General features: G+C 60.1%; 18 protein-coding genes. 1 reads left to right on the plus strand and 17 read right to left on the minus strand.

Annotated features, from left to right (window positions below; genetic code table 11):
* Positions 1–45: 45 nt before the first annotated feature.
* The 16 genes from ACUUL3_RS10535 to ACUUL3_RS10610 form a co-directional block, all read right to left on the minus strand.
* Positions 46–936 (minus strand): phosphate/phosphite/phosphonate ABC transporter substrate-binding protein, encoded by an 891-nt coding sequence (locus ACUUL3_RS10535; protein ID WP_448551144.1) that lies wholly within the window; start codon positions 934–936, stop codon positions 46–48.
* A gap of 184 nt (positions 937–1,120) precedes the next feature.
* Entirely contained in the window at positions 1,121–1,816 is a 696-nt protein-coding gene (locus ACUUL3_RS10540) for an ABC transporter ATP-binding protein (RefSeq protein WP_448551146.1), read from the minus strand.
* A gap of 10 nt (positions 1,817–1,826) precedes the next feature.
* Positions 1,827–2,984, minus strand: coding sequence for an ABC transporter permease (locus ACUUL3_RS10545; protein WP_448551148.1), 1,158 nt, complete (start codon positions 2,982–2,984; stop codon positions 1,827–1,829).
* Positions 2,985–3,056: 72 nt separating this feature from the next.
* Positions 3,057–3,497, minus strand: a complete 441-nt coding sequence (locus ACUUL3_RS10550) for a hypothetical protein (protein WP_448551149.1) — start codon at positions 3,495–3,497, stop codon at positions 3,057–3,059.
* Positions 3,498–3,514: 17 nt separating this feature from the next.
* Positions 3,515–3,979 (minus strand): Fe-S-containing protein, encoded by a 465-nt coding sequence (locus ACUUL3_RS10555; RefSeq protein WP_448551151.1) that lies wholly within the window; start codon positions 3,977–3,979, stop codon positions 3,515–3,517.
* A gap of 19 nt (positions 3,980–3,998) precedes the next feature.
* Positions 3,999–4,427: a hypothetical protein gene (locus tag ACUUL3_RS10560; protein ID WP_448551153.1), complete on the minus strand. Its 429-nt coding sequence runs from the start codon at positions 4,425–4,427 to the stop codon at positions 3,999–4,001.
* A gap of 231 nt (positions 4,428–4,658) precedes the next feature.
* Positions 4,659–6,008 carry a sigma-54-dependent transcriptional regulator gene (locus ACUUL3_RS10565; protein ID WP_448551155.1) on the minus strand — a complete coding sequence of 450 codons (1,350 nt, stop codon included), beginning with the start codon at positions 6,006–6,008 and terminating at the stop codon, positions 4,659–4,661.
* Positions 6,009–6,020: 12 nt separating this feature from the next.
* Complete coding sequence (locus ACUUL3_RS10570) at positions 6,021–7,136, minus strand: sensor histidine kinase (RefSeq protein WP_448551157.1); 1,116 nt, start codon at positions 7,134–7,136, stop codon at positions 6,021–6,023.
* Between the two features lie 62 nt (positions 7,137–7,198).
* The gene (argJ, locus tag ACUUL3_RS10575; RefSeq protein WP_448551159.1) at positions 7,199–8,398 is read right to left on the minus strand and encodes a bifunctional glutamate N-acetyltransferase/amino-acid acetyltransferase ArgJ; all 1,200 of its coding nucleotides are present in this window, start codon (positions 8,396–8,398) and stop codon (positions 7,199–7,201) included.
* Positions 8,399–8,452: 54 nt separating this feature from the next.
* Positions 8,453–10,996: a preprotein translocase subunit SecA gene (gene secA, locus ACUUL3_RS10580; protein WP_448551161.1), complete on the minus strand. Its 2,544-nt coding sequence runs from the start codon at positions 10,994–10,996 to the stop codon at positions 8,453–8,455.
* A 194-nt stretch (positions 10,997–11,190) separates the two neighbouring features.
* Positions 11,191–11,649 (minus strand): N-acetyltransferase, encoded by a 459-nt coding sequence (locus tag ACUUL3_RS10585; RefSeq protein ID WP_448551162.1) that lies wholly within the window; start codon positions 11,647–11,649, stop codon positions 11,191–11,193.
* 114 nt (positions 11,650–11,763) lie between these two features.
* Positions 11,764–12,315, minus strand: coding sequence for an SPOR domain-containing protein (locus ACUUL3_RS10590; protein ID WP_448551164.1), 552 nt, complete (start codon positions 12,313–12,315; stop codon positions 11,764–11,766).
* Positions 12,316–12,377: 62 nt separating this feature from the next.
* Positions 12,378–14,036, minus strand: a complete 1,659-nt coding sequence (gene argS / locus ACUUL3_RS10595) for an arginine--tRNA ligase (RefSeq protein WP_448551165.1) — start codon at positions 14,034–14,036, stop codon at positions 12,378–12,380.
* A 37-nt stretch (positions 14,037–14,073) separates the two neighbouring features.
* Positions 14,074–15,213 carry an alanine racemase gene (gene alr, locus ACUUL3_RS10600; RefSeq protein ID WP_448551167.1) on the minus strand — a complete coding sequence of 380 codons (1,140 nt, stop codon included), beginning with the start codon at positions 15,211–15,213 and terminating at the stop codon, positions 14,074–14,076.
* A 5-nt stretch (positions 15,214–15,218) separates the two neighbouring features.
* On the minus strand, positions 15,219–15,560 hold the full coding sequence (locus ACUUL3_RS10605; RefSeq protein WP_448551169.1) for a hypothetical protein: 342 nt from the start codon (positions 15,558–15,560) through the stop codon (positions 15,219–15,221).
* A 229-nt stretch (positions 15,561–15,789) separates the two neighbouring features.
* Positions 15,790–15,975 carry an ATP-binding protein gene (locus ACUUL3_RS10610; RefSeq protein WP_448551171.1) on the minus strand — a complete coding sequence of 62 codons (186 nt, stop codon included), beginning with the start codon at positions 15,973–15,975 and terminating at the stop codon, positions 15,790–15,792.
* A gap of 300 nt (positions 15,976–16,275) precedes the next feature.
* Here ACUUL3_RS10610 and ACUUL3_RS10615 point away from each other — a divergent pair, with 300 nt between their 5' ends.
* Complete coding sequence (locus ACUUL3_RS10615; protein WP_448551173.1) at positions 16,276–16,638, plus strand: hypothetical protein; 363 nt, start codon at positions 16,276–16,278, stop codon at positions 16,636–16,638.
* A gap of 83 nt (positions 16,639–16,721) precedes the next feature.
* Here ACUUL3_RS10615 and ACUUL3_RS10620 read toward each other — a convergent pair whose 3' ends face one another.
* Entirely contained in the window at positions 16,722–17,240 is a 519-nt protein-coding gene (locus ACUUL3_RS10620; RefSeq protein ID WP_448551175.1) for a PilZ domain-containing protein, read from the minus strand.
* Positions 17,241–17,276 lie beyond the last annotated feature (36 nt).

Genomic DNA, 17,276 nt, shown 5'->3' on the forward strand with positions numbered 1-17,276 from the left:
CTGTTGCGTCTTTGCGTTAAAAGATTTTCATAACCACCGGCACAATCAGTCTCCGGCGCCCACATTGATCTTTTTCAGAAGATCGCGGACGATTGCGTAGTCCGCCGGACTGGCCCAGCCGACCACCTTGGCGGCCTTGGCGGCCGGGGAGTCGGCGGGCATCGCCTTGAGCGCCTCGCCCACCTTGGCGGCCAGCTCGGGCTTCACGTGGGCCACCGCGGCCATGGGCCATTCGGGATAGAGCGGCGTGCTGTGCACAAAGGGAAAGTCATCCTTGACCTGATTGATGATCTTGAAATCGCCCATCTTGATCTTGCCCTCCGCCTCCATGCGCTCCAGGGTGTCGGAACGGACGGTGCCCGCGTCCATGGCGCCATTCAACACGGCCAGCACCACGTTGTCATGCTTGCCGCCCTCGACAAAGGCGGCGAAATCCTTTTCAGGGTCGATGCCGTTGTCCACAAAAACCTTCCAGGCCATGTGGGCGCCGCCGAAGGAGGTTTTCTGCACGATCATGAATTTTTTGCCCTTGATGTCGGCCAGGGTGTTGATGGGGCTGCCGGCCTTGGCGAAGATGACGCCGCCGAACTTATCCAGGGCCTTGCCTTCGCGGGAGTTGATCATGGTGGCCACGGCCCTGGCCTTGTACCTGTCTTCCAGGTTGACGAAAAAGGCGGAGTTCGCCAGAACGAAGTCGACCTGGCCGCCCTTCACCGCCGGGTCGATGGCCTCGAACTTCAAGGGAACGATGGTCACCTTGTCCCCCAGTTTGCCGGTGAGATATTCGCCGGTGGGCCCCCAGTCGGTCATGGCCTGCGGCGCTCCCCGTTTCGCAAGCACGCCGATCTTGATTTCCGCCTGCGCCGCCGTGGCACACAGGACGGCCGTCAACAGAGCGCAACACATCATGCCGATCTTCCTCATTCCACTCCCCATGGGAATCCTCCTCGCTGTTTGGTTTCCATGAAAAAAGTCGGCGTCGTGACACGTCACAACGCCAACGGGTACCCTGCAGGCAGAAAAAATCGACTGAGCTCAGGTCTCAATACAGCCTATAATTTTTCCCAAAAGCATGTCAAAGAAAATTCCTCCTGTTTTTTTACAAAATTTCCAAAACAATTCATTGTGTTAGGCAAACCCCGTCCCGAACCAGAATCGTCCGCCCGGAATAACGACAGGTTTCCGGATTGTGGGTGACCATGATCACCGTCAGTCCCTCCGCGTTGAGCTGCCGCAGGATCTGCATGACCTCGCCGGCGGTTTCGCTGTCCAGATTGCCGGTGGGCTCGTCGGCCAGCAGGATCGGTGGCCGGTTGACAATGGCCCTGGCAATGGCCACCCGTTCCTGTTCGCCGCCGGAGAGCTGATCCGGCAGGCGGCCGGTCTTGGCGGCAAGACCGACCTTACCAAGAACCTGACGCGCCATTTCCTCCTGCTGTTTCGAGGCAATACCGGTGATGGCCATGGGCAGCTTGACGTTCTCCAGCACCGTCAGGTAGGGGATGAGCTGAAAGGACTGAAAGATGATGCCGATGTACTCGCTGCGGAAATCGGCCCGCTGTTCGCTGCTCAAGGCATAGATATCCAGGGAATCGATGAGCACCTGGCCGCGGCTGGGGTGGTTCAGGCCGCCCAGGATGGAGAGCAGGGTGCTCTTGCCCGAGCCGGACTGCCCCATGATGCTGACAAACTCACCGTCGTCGATGAAAAAATCCATCCGCCGGATGGCGCTTACCCTGCCGGACTCAAGCGGATACTCCTTGCCGATGTTCCTGATTTCGATGAGATGCCCCACGCGTTCCGTCATGTTCTTCATTGCCGTTCTCCTATAGTGCCCGCAGGGCCTCGCTGGGATCGAGCCTGCTCCCTTTTTGCGCCGGATAGAGACTGGCCAGGAGGCTTAACGACACGGACAGCAGGACCGCCACGGTGCCCAGGCCAGGGTTGACGCCGGCAAAGGCGCCATTGGGGAGCACCAGGGGAAGCACCGCCCAGGCAATGAGGTTGCCGCAAACAAAGCCCAGAATGCCGCCAAGCAATCCGACCACCATGGCTTCCAGCAGAATGATCTGCATCACGTGCCCCCGCCTGAAGCCGATGGCCCGGAAAATCCCGATTTCCCGCGTACGTTCGTTGACCGCCCCCATCATGGTGACAAAAACCAGCAGGGAGCCGACGAAGATCACCAGGGCGGCGATGCCGTAGCTGAAGGTCTTGAACATCTCCACCGACTGCATCTTGGCGAGCACGGCCTGCTTCAAGGCGGTCACCCTGGCGGCCGGAAACTTCTCGGCAATCTGCAGGACCAGTTCGCTGATGGGGCATTCCCGGCAGAAGGCGGCAATCTCCACCAGGGAAACCCGCCCTTCCTTGCCCAGCACCTCCTGGATCGCGTGAAGATCACCGATGATAAGACCGTCCTCCGCGGCGCCGGTCGGCTCAAGCAACGCCGCCACCCGGAAGCTCTTGCCGCCCAAGGAGAGGGAATCCCCGGCCTTGAGGGTAAGGGCGGCGGCGGCCTCGGAGCCGATGACCACTTCCCCGGCCGAGGTCGGTTGCGCGCCTTGGAGATGCCACCAGGTTTTCAGGAGAAACTCGACCTGATAATCCACCCCCATCAGCAATACCTGCCGGCCCGCGATGGGGATGGCGCCGAGAACCTTGGGAGCGATCGCGCCCAGATTCTCACGGTTTTCTATTTCCCTGATCTTCACGAGATCCTTCTCGGCGAACTCCCTGACCTCGTAATTGACCCCGCCCACGGTGATGCCGCCATAGCTCAGGTTCAGGTTCTCGCTTTTCGGCGCCATGACAATGTTGGCGCCAAAGCGGTCCAGCCGGTCTTCGATATCGCGGCTCATGCTTTCCGTAATGGAAAGCAGGGTGACGATGGTGGCGATGCCGATCAGGAGCCCCAGCACCAGAAAGATCATCTTCCCCTTGCGCCGCCTGAGATTGTTGCAGGAAATGGTTGAGAGCTTCACGTGTTTTCCCCGTTCTCTGAAAAAATTCCGACAAGCCGCTCGCCGGGCGGCCCTCCGCCGGCGTCGCCTCCATTATTGCCCCATCCCGCCTTCCGCCTCTTTTTCCATGGTGTGCAGGCGCTGGCTGTGGCTGACCTGATTGAGGAGGACCGCCGCTATCCCTTTCCGGGCGAAGAAGGCGGAAAATTTCGCCGCCCCGGTGGCGGCATGGTCATAAGTAATGACCAGCCTCGTTCCCCTGGCGTCCTTCTCGACCCCGCGGATGCCTTCCTGGGTTTTGAGTTCGGCCAGCAGGGAATCCTGCCAGCCGCCCTCGCCCTCCAGCTTGAAAATGGCATCCTCAAGGTGACGGGAGGTAAAAAAAGCGATGGATTTCGGGATGACCACAACGGAAAGGCCGACCAGGATAGTCAGAGCGACCATGGCGGCAACGGCACCGAATCCCATGCCCCGCTTCCGCACCCCCAGCACCCTCTCCCGCTTTTCCCGATATTTTTCAAGATCGTACCCCATGCTGCCTCCCCTGCCTCTCAGCGTTTGAATCTGCAATACCAGCTGTTCCGGTTGATATCGGCCATGCTGATCACCAGCTTGTCGCCCTCGACCACCCGGGTGAGGGGGGCAGGATTACAGCCGCCCTTGACGTCGTTGATCCTGGCCGAGGCAAAACGCATCCCGCAGTTCTGGCAGACCATGAAATCCCCATCCTGCAGATAGCCCTTGCCGGAGCGGAAACAGACATCACAGGCGTCGATGGCCGCCCGGAGCACCCCGTCATTGCTCATCAGGGTGAAAAAGGTCACCTTGAGGCCGTCGCCTGCCTCCACCTTGAAGTAGTGCGCCCTGCCGTCACTTATCGAGGCAAGGGGGATAAACAGCTTGCCGTTGACCGGCGCAAGGCTGGTTGCGCGGTCGCCCCAGAAGGCAAATCCAGCCCCGGCGTGGAGGCTCATGGCCGCCAGGGCCAGGAGCACTGTCAGTGCAAATCTCTTCATGGTCATACTCCTTGTTTCCTCATGGTTTCTCCCTGCTGCCGAAAAATTTTCCCAGCAACTTTTTCCACGCGGCGGCGGTCGCCCCGCACTCATTGACTTCACAGGCAAAGCAGGCAGCAGCCGCTTCCGAAATAGCGGACCCGGCCGCCGGCACGACCTTCGCGGCAAAACCGAGCCTCCGCAGGGTCAGAACAATCTCCTCTTCCCGCAGGGGCGGATGGTACTCAATCCGCAGCAGGCCCCGGACCTGATCGGCGCTGATGGACACCAGGCCGTCCTGTTTGGCAAGTTCATCACGAAGAAACGGAAGGCAGGCGTTGCAAAACTGCTCATCGAGAAGGACGTTCAGTTTTGCCGTCATCGCTGTCGCGGCACCCGCGCCGGCAAGGAAGAAAATGATCCCGCAGACGATGCTGCGGATTATGCCCTGCCTGCCCGGAATCTTCATGGCCTTCCCTGGATGCTCTTCGCCACAACCCAACGTTGCCGCCCACGCTCTTGCCAAAAGTAAAGCAAGTCGCATGCCGGAAACGGGAATAGGTCGATAACCATTCAACATAACAAGGTTTTTACGGAAACATCCGCTGAATAGCAGAAGCGGGGGGAACGAATGTAAAGAATATTCTCCATCCGGATGATGAATATTCTTTACCTCGGAACGTGGATTCGGAACGAAAAATCAGATCTGAAACTTTTCCAGACGATAGATGAGAACATGGCGGGGAATCTTCAGGAGACGGGCGGCCTCGGAACGGTTGCCCCCGGCCCTGGCCAGGGCCTTTCGGATCAACTCCTCCTCAACCCCTTCAAGAGAGATCCCCTCGGCCGGGATTTCCGGGATAAAACCAGGGGTCGGCGCCGCCGGGGCCTGCCCCTGACCAAGCTGCATCTCCCCCGGCCCTATGACCGGACCCTTGCGGAGAATAATCGAACGCTCCACCACGTTCTGCAACTCACGGATATTGCCGGGCCAGGCATAGCCGGTGAGCTTGGCCAGTGCCTCGGCGGAAAAACGCACCCCGGCCGGAGCATTCAGTTTCTTGAGAAAATGGACGACCAGGCCCGGGATATCCTCCCGCCGCTCGCGCAGGGGCGGAATATGGAGAACGATGACCCCCAGTCGGTAATAGAGATCCTCCCGGAAACTCCCCTGGCCGATGGCGGCATGGAGATCGCGATTCGAGGCCGCCACCAGCCTCGCATCCACCGGCTCCGTATAATCGGCGCCGACCGGCTCCACCACCTTCTCCTGGATGGCGCGCAGCAGTTTTGCCTGCAGATCCATGCGCAACTCCCCGATCTCATCGAGGAAGAGGGTTCCCTTGGCGGCCATCTGGAAACGTCCCTTGCGGTTGGCCACCGCTCCGGTAAAAGCGCCCTTCCGATGGCCGAACAGTTCGCTCTCCAGCAGATTTTCCGGGATGGCCGCACAGTTGACCGCCACCATGGGACCCTGCCGCCGGGGGCTGTGCTGATGGATGAGCCTGGCCAGCACCTCCTTGCCGGTGCCGGATTCGCCGGTGATCAGCACGGTGGCTTCACTGTTTGCGGCGCGCACCGCCGTGGCAAGCAGCTCGGCCATGGCGGAGTTGGCCGTTTCCATGCCCTCGGTGCCGGTGAGCCGGCTTATTTCCCCGGCCAGCTGCTCCTTCTGCTCCTGCAGCATCTTCAATTCCAGGGCCTTTGCACAGGAAAGACGCAGCGCCTCCCGGTCAAAGGGCTTGGCCAGAAAGGTAAAGGCCCCCTCCTGCATGGCCCGCACCGCCATCTCGATGGAACCGTAAGCAGTGATGACCATGACCGGGGTTTCCGGCGACTCCTTTTTTACCGCAGCGAGAATCGCCAGGCCGTTCAGATCCCCAAGCTGCACGTCGGTGATCACCAGATCAGGAGCATGCTTCTTGAAAAGCGCAAGCCCCTCCTGCCCGGAGGCTGCGCCAAGCACTTTGTAGCCTGCGCTCGTCAGGTTGTATTCGGTAACCCGCCGCAGGCTTTCGTCGTCATCGATCAGGAGTATCCGTGCTGTCATTGTCGGCCTCCCTCAGGTCGTCCATTCTAAAGCGGAACCATTCCTTTCCGGCAGATACATGGCAAAACAGGCGCCGCCGCCCTCGTGATCGGCCACGGTCAGGCTGCCGCCGTAACTTTCCACAATTTTTCGACTGATAAGCAGCCCCAAACCCGTGCCTTCCTCCTTGCCTGAATAAAAAGGTTCGAAAATCTTCTCCTTTTCGGAATTACTCACCCCGGGGCCATCGTCGCAGACCACCACTTTCCGGCCGGCCTCGCCCCGCTCCACCATGATCCAGATCCGCCCCTGGCCGGCAACGGCATCCAGGGCGTTCAAAAGAAGATTGAGCAGAACCTGGGAAATCCTGGCGCCCTCCACCAGGAAATCATGCCCCTCCTCAAGAGCAGCCAGGGAGAGGGTCACCCCCTTTTTCTGCCGCTGCCTTTCAAGCAGGGCGCAGACATGGGAGATGACCCCGGAAAGCGGCTCAAGGGGTCCGATCTTTTCCCGGCCCTCTCCCCGGGAGTAACGGAGGATTTCCTCCACCGTGTCGCGCAGACGCGTCGTCTCCTTGAGCAGGATCTCCACAAATTCCCGTTTCGGATGGCCCATCGGAAATTCATCCTGGAGGATCTCTGCGGTCCCACGGATGGAGGCCAGGGGATTTTTGATCTCATGGGCCAGGGAGGCGGACATCCGCCCCAGGGCGGAAAATTTCTGGGCCGCGGCAAGCTGGGCCTCAGCCTCAAGGAGCTGGCCTGTTTCCTGATGCAGCCGGCCGTAGGAGGCTTGCAGCTTTTCCGAGAGCTGCTGGTATTTTTCCCTGAGCCGCATCTGCCGACCGGAAATCATGCCGACCAGGGCGCCGGCGGCCAGGTAGAGAATGATCTCGGTCAGCTCGCTCAGGTAGGCTTGCGGCCCTTGCCCCATATACATGAGAACATGGGGAATAAAGGCGATGGAGGAGAGGATTGAGAAAAAAAGGCCGCCGCGCAGGCCGAACCAGAGCCCGCCCAGAACGATGGGGAAGTAGCTGAGCCGGCGGAAGGTATTGTGATAAAAAATGAGATGGCCGGGGGTGAAAAGATGGAGCAGGCCGATGGCGACCACCAGGCCCAAGAGGAAGAGAAAAAGCGCTTTCCGCATGCCACCCCCTGGCTGTTGCCCAGAGCCATCCCGCCTTTTGCGCGGGATGGCTTTATCTTGCCCTAAGAACGGTAATCGGCGTTGATCTTCACATAATCGAGGGAAAAATCGCAGGTGTAAATCTCTTTTACCGCCCCACCGGCATGGAGATCAATGCTCACGGTGAACTCGCGCTTCTTGAGCACGGCCGTGGCCTTTCTTTCCACCTCCGCCCCCTGGCCGAGGCCGGCCCGCACCATGAAAACCTCGTCAAAGGCTATATCCACCCTGCTCTGCTCAAAGATGGCGCCGGAGCGGCCCAGGGCGGCGATGATTCTGCCCCAGTTGGCATCCTCGCCGAAAAATGCGGTCTTGACCAGATTGGAATTGGCCACGGTGCGGGCGGCCTGCTCCGCTTCCGCCTCGCTTCGCGCGCCCAGCACCCGCACGGTCACCAGCTTGGTGGCGCCTTCGCCGTCCCGGACGATCATGAAGGCCAGCTCCCGGCAGAGGTCGGTGAGCGCCTCGGCAAAGGAGGCCACCGCCTCGGGCCGCTCGTCGACAATGGGCGGGTGCTCGGCCGCGCCGTTGGCCAGCAGCAGCACCGTATCATTGGTGCTGGTGTCGCCGTCCACGGTGATGGCATTGAAAGTGGCGGCTACGCTCTTTTTCAGCAGCCGCTGCAACAGTTCGTGGGAAATCTTGGCGTCGGTGAGGATGAAACCCAGCATGGTTGCCATGTTGGGCATGATCATGCCGGCGCCCTTGGCCATGCCGACCAGCTTCACCGGCTTGCCGTCGATGAGGGCGGTGCGGGTCGCGGTCTTCTTCACCGTGTCGGTGGTCATGATCGCCTGCGCCACCTCGTCAAGCCCGGCCGCGTTTAAACCGCGGGCGGCCATGGGGATGCCGCGCTGAAAGCAGGCCAGCTCCAGCTGCTGGCCGATGATGCCGGTGGAGCAGACCTGCACCAGCTCTTCGGAAATATTCAGGGCATCGGCGGCCATGGCCGTGGTCAACCTGGCCAGGCGCATGCCCTCTTCGCCGGTGCAGGCGTTGGCGATGCCGGAATTGACCAGAATGGCCTGGGCCTTGCCGCTCTTAAGCCGCGCCATATCGAGCAGGACCGGGGCCGCCTTCACCAGGCTGCTGGTGAAAACCCCGGCCACGGAAGCCGGTTTGTCACTGACAATGAGGGCAAGATCGAGTCGATCCTTGCCGCGGATGCCCGATCTGACCGCGGCTGCCTTAAAACCCTTTACCTGAAATTGCGTCTCGCTCATCGTTTCACCCGTATTCAATGGGCAAGGGGGAACCCCTCCCCGCCTCCCTTCCGGCTACGCCTTGCCGACGCCGCAGCAGCGTTTGTACTTCAGGCCGCTGCCGCAGGGGCAGGGGGCGTTGCGGCCGATCTTATCGCCGTCGCGGCTCACGGTGGCATCCGCATCCTCATCTCCGCCGCCATGGCGCATCTGCATGGGCTGCCGCTGGGCGCGCTGCTCGCGTTCGAGCGCGGCCACCTCGTCCTCGCGGACAAGCTGCAGCCGGAACAGGGTGCTGATGGTCTGCATCTTCACCGCTCCGATCATCTCCATGAACATATTGAATCCTTCCTTTTTATACTCATCAAGGGGATTCTTCTGCCCATAGCCCCTGAGGCCGATGCCCTCCTTCAGGTGATCCATGTTGAGCAGATGTTCCTTCCAGTGGCTGTCCACGATCTGCAGAAGCACCACCCGCTCCAGATGCCGCATGTTCTGCGCGCCGATCTCCTCCTCCCGCCGGGCATAACGGCTTTCCAGGGCCGCCATGATCAGGTCGGTGAAGCTTTCCGGGGTAAGCTCGTGGCGTTGGTCCTCGCTCCAGTTCGGACTGAAGCCGAGCAGGGATTGCATCCGCTCGCCAAGCCCCGGCCAGTCCCAATCTTCCGAGGGGATCCTGTCCTCGATGAACTCACCGGCGATCATGGCGGCCAGGTCCGGAAGCATGTCGGCGATGACCTCGTGCACGTCCTCGCTGGCCAGCACCTCGCGGCGCTGCCGGTAGATGACCTCGCGCTGCTTGTTCATCACGTCGTCGTATTCGAGCAGGTGCTTGCGGATATCGAAATTATGGCCCTCCACCTTGCGCTGGGCGTTTTCGATGGCCCTGCTGATCATGGTGTGCTCGATGGGCTCATCCTCCTCCATGCCCAGTTTATCCATGAGGCCGGAAATCCGGTCCGAACCGAAGATGCGCAGCAGATCGTCCTCCAGGGAAAGATAAAAACGGGAGGATCCGGGATCGCCCTGGCGGCCGGCGCGGCCGCGCAGCTGGTTGTCGATGCGGCGGCTTTCATGCCGGCTGGTGCCGAGGATGTGCAGGCCGCCCAGTTCGGCAACGCCTTCGCCCAGCTTGATATCGGTGCCGCGGCCGGCCATGTTGGTGGCGATGGTCACCTTGCCCGCGTGTCCCGCCTCCGCCACGATCTCGGCCTCCCTGGCATGCTGCTTGGCATTGAGCACCGCGTGGGGCACCCCCTCCTTCTTGAGCAGGGCGGAAATCTTCTCCGAAACATCGATGCTGATGGTGCCCACCAGCACCGGCTGGCCTTTTTTGTGCAGCTCCTTGATCTCGCGGATGATGGCGCGCTCCTTGGCCTTGGCGTTCTTGTAGATCACATCGGCATAATCCATGCGGACCATGGTGTTGTGGGTGGGGATCACCACCACGTCGAGATTGTAGATCTTCTTGAACTCGGCGGCCTCGGTGTCCGCAGTGCCGGTCATGCCGCCAAGCTTGGCGTACATGCGGAAATAGTTCTGAAAGGTGATGGAGGCAAGGGTCTGATTCTCGCGCTCGACCTTGACCCCCTCCTTGGCTTCCAGTGCCTGATGCAGGCCGTCGCTGAAGCGCCTCCCCGGCATGGCCCGGCCGGTGAATTCGTCGACGATGACCACCTGGCCGTCCTGCACCAGATAATCCACGTCGCGACTGAAGAGGATATTGGCCTTGAGCGCCTGGTTCAAGTGATGCAGCCATTCGATGTTGCGCGGGTCGTAAAGGTTGTCGACGTTGAGCAGCTTCTCGCCCAGGGCCACGCCCTCCTCGGTGAGCGAGACCGAGCGGGCCTTTTCATCCACGGTGTAGTGTTCGTCCTTTTTGAACTTGGGGAAAATCCGGTTCACCTTGACATAGAGCTCGGTGGACATCTCCGCGGGTCCGGAGATGATCAGGGGGGTCCGCGCCTCGTCGATGAGGATGGAGTCCACCTCGTCGACGATGGCATAATTGAACTCGCGCTGGCAAAAATCGCCGACATCGAACTTCATGTTGTCGCGCAGGTAGTCGAAGCCGAACTCGTTATTGGTGCCATAGGTCACATCGCAGGCATAGGCGGCCCTGCGGGCCGCGTCATCCATCTCGTGCAGGATGGAGCCGACGGTAAGGCCCAGGAAACGGTAGACCTCGCCCATCCATTCGGCGTCGCGCCGGGCCAGGTAGTCGTTCACCGTGACCACGTGTACGCCCTTGCCGGGCAGGGCATTCAGATAAACGGGCAGGGTGGCGACCAGGGTCTTGCCCTCGCCGGTTTTCATCTCGGAGATCTTGCCCTGGTGAAGAACCACGCCGCCGATCAGCTGCACGTCGAAGTGACGCATGCCCAAAACCCGTTTCGCCGCCTCCCGGCAGACGGCAAAGGCCTCGGGCAGGAGGCTGTCCAGGGTTTCCCCCTTGGCAAGACGCTCGCGGAACGTGACGGTCATGGCGGCAAGCCCGGCGTCGTCGAGCCTGGCGACCTCGGGCTCGAACTGGTTGATGCGCGCCACCAGCGGCTGGATGCTTTTGAGCACCCGCTCGTTCTTGCTGCCGAAAACCTTCTTCAATACAGTACCGAACATACACTTACCCCAAGAGGTCAACGCAGGAGGAAGAAATAATCAGCCCCTGCTCCATTTCTCGAAATCGCCATTACAACGGCGGTGTCTGCCAGGCCGTTGCTTAATGTCGCGGACCATTACCTATCGTTGAGGACCTGTGACCGACTTCGCCCTTTGCCGCGAGGCCGTCAACCTTTGCTCCTTTGGCAGGCCCTTCATTTTTCCCAGATCAGGGCTTCCTCGTTGCAGTCGGGGAATTTGGGGCAATTGATGCAATCGCTCCACACCTTGTGGGGAAGCTCGTTTTTGTCAATGTGGCGGAAGGTGAGACGCTTGAAGAACTCCGGCTGATAGGTGAGGGTAAACACCCGGTTGATTCCGAAATGATCCGCCTCGGTCAGACAGGCCTCCACCAGACGCCTGCCGATCCCCTTGCCCTGATGCTCTTCGGCCACGGCCAGGGAGCGGATCTCGGCCAAATTCTCCCAGCAGACGTGCAGGGCGCAGATGCCGAGGATCTCGCCATCCTCGCCGTCACGGACAAAAACCTTGAAGTCACGGAGCTGGTCGTAGAGAGAGCTGAGCGAACGGCCCAGGAGCAACCCCTTGTTGGCAAAATGCTGCAAGAGAGCATACATCACCTTCACATCGCTCATGCGGGCATCACGGATCATAAACGCTCTCTCCCTCCTGCTGGCGCACGGCGAAACCGGCCAAAGAGGAGCCGGACGCCATGAAACACTGTTCTACCATAACCACTCAAAAAGAAAAAACAAATTAAGAATTCATCAGGGACTCCGCAGCCTTGAGGCGGGCAGCAGCGCGATATAGGTCTTCACGTCCTCCTCTTTTTCCAGGCGGGCGGCAAGCTGGTTGGCATCGGCAAGTTTGTCGAACTTTCCCACATAGACCCGACTGAAAGGGTCATCCGCGTCTTCGGGCGGGACCGCAAAAGCATCATACCCGCGTGCCCGCCATTGCTCCACATCGCTTTTCGCCCGTTCGGCCTCACGAAAGGCGGCGACCTGCAGGGCAAAGAAAGAAGGCTCGCTCGATTCAGCCTCGACCGTTGCCGGCAGAGGTTCATCCACCACGTCCTTTTCCGCCTCCGCGGAAGAGGGGATTGCAACCGCGCCCTTGTTGTCCTGAAACGGAGAGATGACTTGGGCGAAGGGGGCTTTGCCGCCGGCGGCCGGGGAAAACACCGTCTGCCCGGCCCAGAGGCCAAGGAGGAACATCCAGAAAAAAAGACAGAAACAGACGACAACCAGACTGAAAAGGCCGAAGAGCCCCAGTTCAAAACGGATGGTGAATTTTTTCTTCTGCGTCTGCTGTGCCATTTACAGGATTACCCCATCGTTGGGCAACAGAGAGGAATCGTCGCCCCCTCTCCCCTTCAGGCTCACATGCTCTCCGGCGCGCTGACGCCGATGAGGGTCAACCCGTTGCGCAAGACAATTCTCAAGGCATCCGCCAGCCAGAGCCGGGCCCGGGTCAATTCCTCGTCCTCGCTGATTATCCGGGTTTTATTGTAGTAGCTGTGGAACTGGGCGGCAAGATCCTGCAGATAAAAAACAAGCCGGTGCGGCGCCAGCTCCATGGCCGCGCTCTCCACCAGGCCGGGATAGGCGGCCATGGCCCTGAGCAGGTTGGTCTCCTCCTCCAGGCAAAGCCTGGCGAGAGGCGCGGCCTGAAGCACGCCCGCGGCGATGCCCTTTGCCTCGGCCTGCTTGCGGATGCTGCTCAACCGGGCGTGCCCGTACTGCACGTAAAAGACCGGGTTTTCCTGTCCTTCCTTCATGGCCAGACCAAGATCGAACTCAAGCTGGCTGTCCGCCTTGCGCATCAGGAAAAAAAAGCGGGTGACATCCACGCCGACCATGTCGATCAACTCGTCCACCGTGATAAAGGTGGCCTTGCGGGTGGACATCTTCACCTGCTGGCCGTCGCGCATCAGGGTGACGAACTGGTGGAGAACCACGGTGACCTTGGCCGGATCATAGCCCAGGGCCTTGACTCCGGCCAGAACATCGGGCACGGTGGCGATATGGTCGGAGCCGAAGATGTCCACCATCCAGTCAAAGCCGCGTTTGAATTTCTCCCGGTGGTAGGCCATATCAGGCAGCCGGTAGGTGGGCTCGCCCGTGGATTTGATGATCACCCGGTCCTGGGACTGGCCGAACTCGGTGCTCTTGAACCAGACGGCGCCGTCCTTGTCATAGGCAAGGTCTTTTGCCCGCAGGGTGGCGACCACATCCTCCACCAGGCCGTTTTCGTAGAGGGAATGCTCGTTGTAATAATTGTCAAAAACAATACCAAGGCGCTTGAGGGTGGAATTGATGTCGTCGAATATTACCTGCTCCGCCTTGTTCTTGAAGGGGGTGACGTCCGGTTCATCCTTGAGGGAATCGCCCTTCTCCCTGACCAGTTCCCGGGCGATCTCCCGGATGTACTCGCCCTGGTAGCCGTCTTCGGGAAAGGAAAAGGGCTGGCCCAGTTCCTCAAGATAACGGGCCCGGGTGGATTCGCCCAGCACCCGCATCTGCCGGCCGGCATCGTTGTAGTAATACTCCCTGGTCACCCGGTGACCGGTGGCGGCAAGCAGCCTGGCGATGGCGTCGCCCAGCACGGCCTGCCGCCCGTGCCCGACGCTCAAGGGGCCGGTGGGATTGGCGCTGACGAACTCAACCAGCACCTTCTTATCGCCACCGACGGTGCTCCTGCCGAAGTCGGCGTCCTGGCGGACGACCTCCGGCAGCACCGACTGCCAGACACTGTTGTTGATGAAGAAATTGACAAAACCGGGGCCGGCGATCTCCACCTTGTCGAGAAGGTCTTTATGGGGCGCGATCATCTCGACAAACTGCTGGGCGACCTGGCGGGGATTTTTCTTGTCCTTGCCGGCGACGACCATGGCCAGATTGGTGGCCAGATCGCCCTGCCCAGCATGCTTGGGCTCTTCCAGGGAATAGCCGCCGGCCGCCGCATCGCTCCAGAGTCCCTTCGCCACTCCCTCGGCAAAACATTGATCCATCAGTTGTTTCAGACGTGTCTTGATCATGACGATTCAACCCATTATTTTTTGAACAAACGCGCTCTCATCGCGCTTCGCTGTCAACGTAGGTCTGCCGATTGCAGGAACCGAACAGGCAGAGAATTTCGTAGTTGATGGTGGCCGACCACTTGGCCAGGTCATCGGCGCTGATCGCCGCCTCTCCCTGGCGACCGAGCAGCACGGCTTCATCGCCGGGCTGCACCGAGGGAATTCCCGTGATATCCGCCATGCAGGCGTTCATGCAGATCATGCCCCGGATCGGCACCCGCCGACCGGCCAGCAACACTTCGGCCTTGCCGGCAAGCCTGCGCAGATAGCCGTCATCGTAACCCACCGGCAAAACCGCCAGCCGGGTGGCACGGTCGGTCACATAGGCATGGCCGTAGCTGATGCCCTGCCCGGCCGGTACATCCTTGACCTGCAGCACCCGGGTGCGGAAACGCATGGCCGGCCGCAACGACAAGGCAACGGCGCGGCCCAGCCAACCGACCGGATAGCAGCCATAGAGGGAAATGCCCGGCCGCACCATATCACAATGCATGGCCGGGTAACGCAGCATGGTCGCGGAATTGGCGATATGCCTTATCGGCCCGCCGCTCCCAGATCCGGGCACCTCCGTAAGCAGCCGGGCAAAGGCGGCGCACTGGTCCTCCGTTGCCAAGTCCCCTTCCACGTCGGGCTTGGGGAAGTGACTGAGTACGCCGGCCGGATACAGATGGGGAAACTCCGCCAGCCTGGTCATGAAGGCCTGAAATTCATGGGGCAGGATGCCGAGACGGCCCATGCCCATGTCCACCTTCACCTGCACACCCACCCGCCGGCCGGCGGCGGCCGCGGCCCTGGACAGATCCCGCACCGTGGCCAGATCATAGACAACGGGCGTGAGGTCATGGGCAATGACCTCGTCAACACCTTGCGAATCGACGCCCAGCATGACCACAATCTGGCCGGCGATTCCGGCCTGCCGCAGCAAAACGCCCTCTTCCACCTCGGCCACGGCAAAGGCCTTCGCCCCCGCCTCGGCAAAGGCCTTTGCCGAGGGGATCAGGCCATGCCCGTAGGCATCGGCCTTGACCACGGCGAGGATCCGCACCGCGCCCCCCACCAACTGACGCACCTGGCGAAAATTATGGCGCAGGGCGGCAAGATCTATCTCAACTCTATTCCAGGAGAGGCTTCCCATAGGCTTCAGGCGATTTTTTCAGCAAGAGAGAACCGTGCCCGCCACAGCAGCCTGCTCGACAGAAGCAGTGCCCAGCCAACGGCGACATAGAGGACGGTAATGAGAACGGTCGGCACGCCGGAATCGCGCAACAGGCGCCCGCCAAGCATCATGCAGACCACCAGGCCCCACATCTTCCAGGAATAGACGCCGCCGAGACAAGCGCCATCCTGCCGGGAGGTGATTCTGGCAATATTCTTTCGCGCGGCCCTGTCAAGAACGAACAGGGCCTTGAACGAGCCACCGACAAGGGCTGCGGCGAACAGCCAGCCGTTTACGGCAGGGGTCAGCAGGCAGCCTCTGAGCATAAGATAAAAGCCGATAAAACTCCACATCAAAGCGGCAACCGCCAGATGGGTCCTTACACTCGCACTCGGTTTGAATCTCTTCAACCAGCGCATCCGCCTCCCTCACTCCCCGCTCAAGACAGGCTGCCTGCCCGGCAGGGCATTCTCCGAACCGGCCAAATAAATAGGCCTACCCCCACGGTCGGGGATAGGCCTACAATCTTCACAGAATGTTCTGCAAAAGACTACATTACACCTCGGTAACGGTGAGGGCGCCCTCGGGGCAAACCTCTACACAGGTCTCACAACCAAGGCACTCGTCGGCGTTAACAGCCTCGGCCTTGCCGTCAACCATTTCATAAACCTGAGCGGGGCAAGCGTTTACACACTCCTCATCACCGGCACATTTGTCCTTATCTACGTCGATCTGCCACATAATTCTTCCTCCATATAAGGTTAACAAAAATTGACAAACAGGATAGTGCTGCCGCATATTTCAGGCAGAACTTCGTACCCATTGTTTCTTAGGCCGAAACTCGAATTCCCTCTCCCTCTAATTCACCAACATTTTTTTGTCAATAAAAAAGCGCAATGCCCAAAGGAGATGGGCATTGCGGGAAAAGCAACGAATCCTGTTGACCTGTCCGGCCCGATCTTTTAGGATACCAGCCAACTTGAGAACGCAGCGTACCCAGCTTTGCCCGTCTCTTTTTTTGACAAGACACCGAGCCAGAGAATGAAGATCAAATCGAAGAAGAAAAAAGAAAAAACCGTGAGCTTTGAGCTCAAGACCCAGAAAAACGAAGAGGCCATGATCGCCGGGATCCTCGAAGGCAGCCCCGACGGCATCGGCGTCGCCGTCATCCGCCTGGACTGCGGCTGCAAGAAAATGGCAGCCGTGGACAAAACGGGAGAACCCGCCAGCAAGGTGGTCATCTACCGCGACGAGGCGGAAAGTATTTGCGAGCAATGCAAAACAGACAACGGCCCCTTTGCGCGGGTGGTGGCACAGTTTATCCACTGGGAAAAACCGGAACCGGACGGCGCCACCAAACTGAAGATCGAAGCAAAGGTACTGGGCACCTACACCAGCCACTGATCCTCACCAGCACCGCGTTTCCCCCGCAGGCCTCGCGCGGCAAATTCCGAGCGGGCGCCCCCCCCCGCGCGGCTGCCTGCCCTTCAGGAGAGGACGTAGAAGCCGAGCTTCTGATCCTGTTGATCCGGCTGGTGATTCCGGCAACCGAGATAATCGTTCTGCACCGAGACAACCAGATAGAGCTTTTCAATGATGGTGCCGACGGAATCATCGAGCAGGAAGCGAACCTTCAGGATGTCATCCTTCCTGATCCCGTGCGAGCCACCGGCCCGTATGCCGATTCCGTCCACGGAAAGATTGACTATGGTGCAATTGGGCCTGAGAATGGATTGCGTTTCCCAGCGCACCTTTGCCAGCCTGTCCGTGTTATGTATCCGTGAGCCCACCCTTTCCATGTAACCGGAGAGGGCGGTCTGCTTCCGAAACCTGTTCCGGTGCTCAAACTCGACGTCAAAGGCAAACTTGCAGGCGCAGATGATCCTCAACCAGCGCTCTTTGCCATACTTCTCCATGGCAAGTGTCTTGGAGTCGCCACACTTCGGGCAACGCACCGTGACTTCCTTTTGCTGCCTGAGAAGAACCTTGTGGGTATGCTGCTGCACGCTCTCTCCCCGGTAAAGACGTAATACCCTGCCCGC

The organism is Thiovibrio sp. JS02, assembly GCF_053485635.1.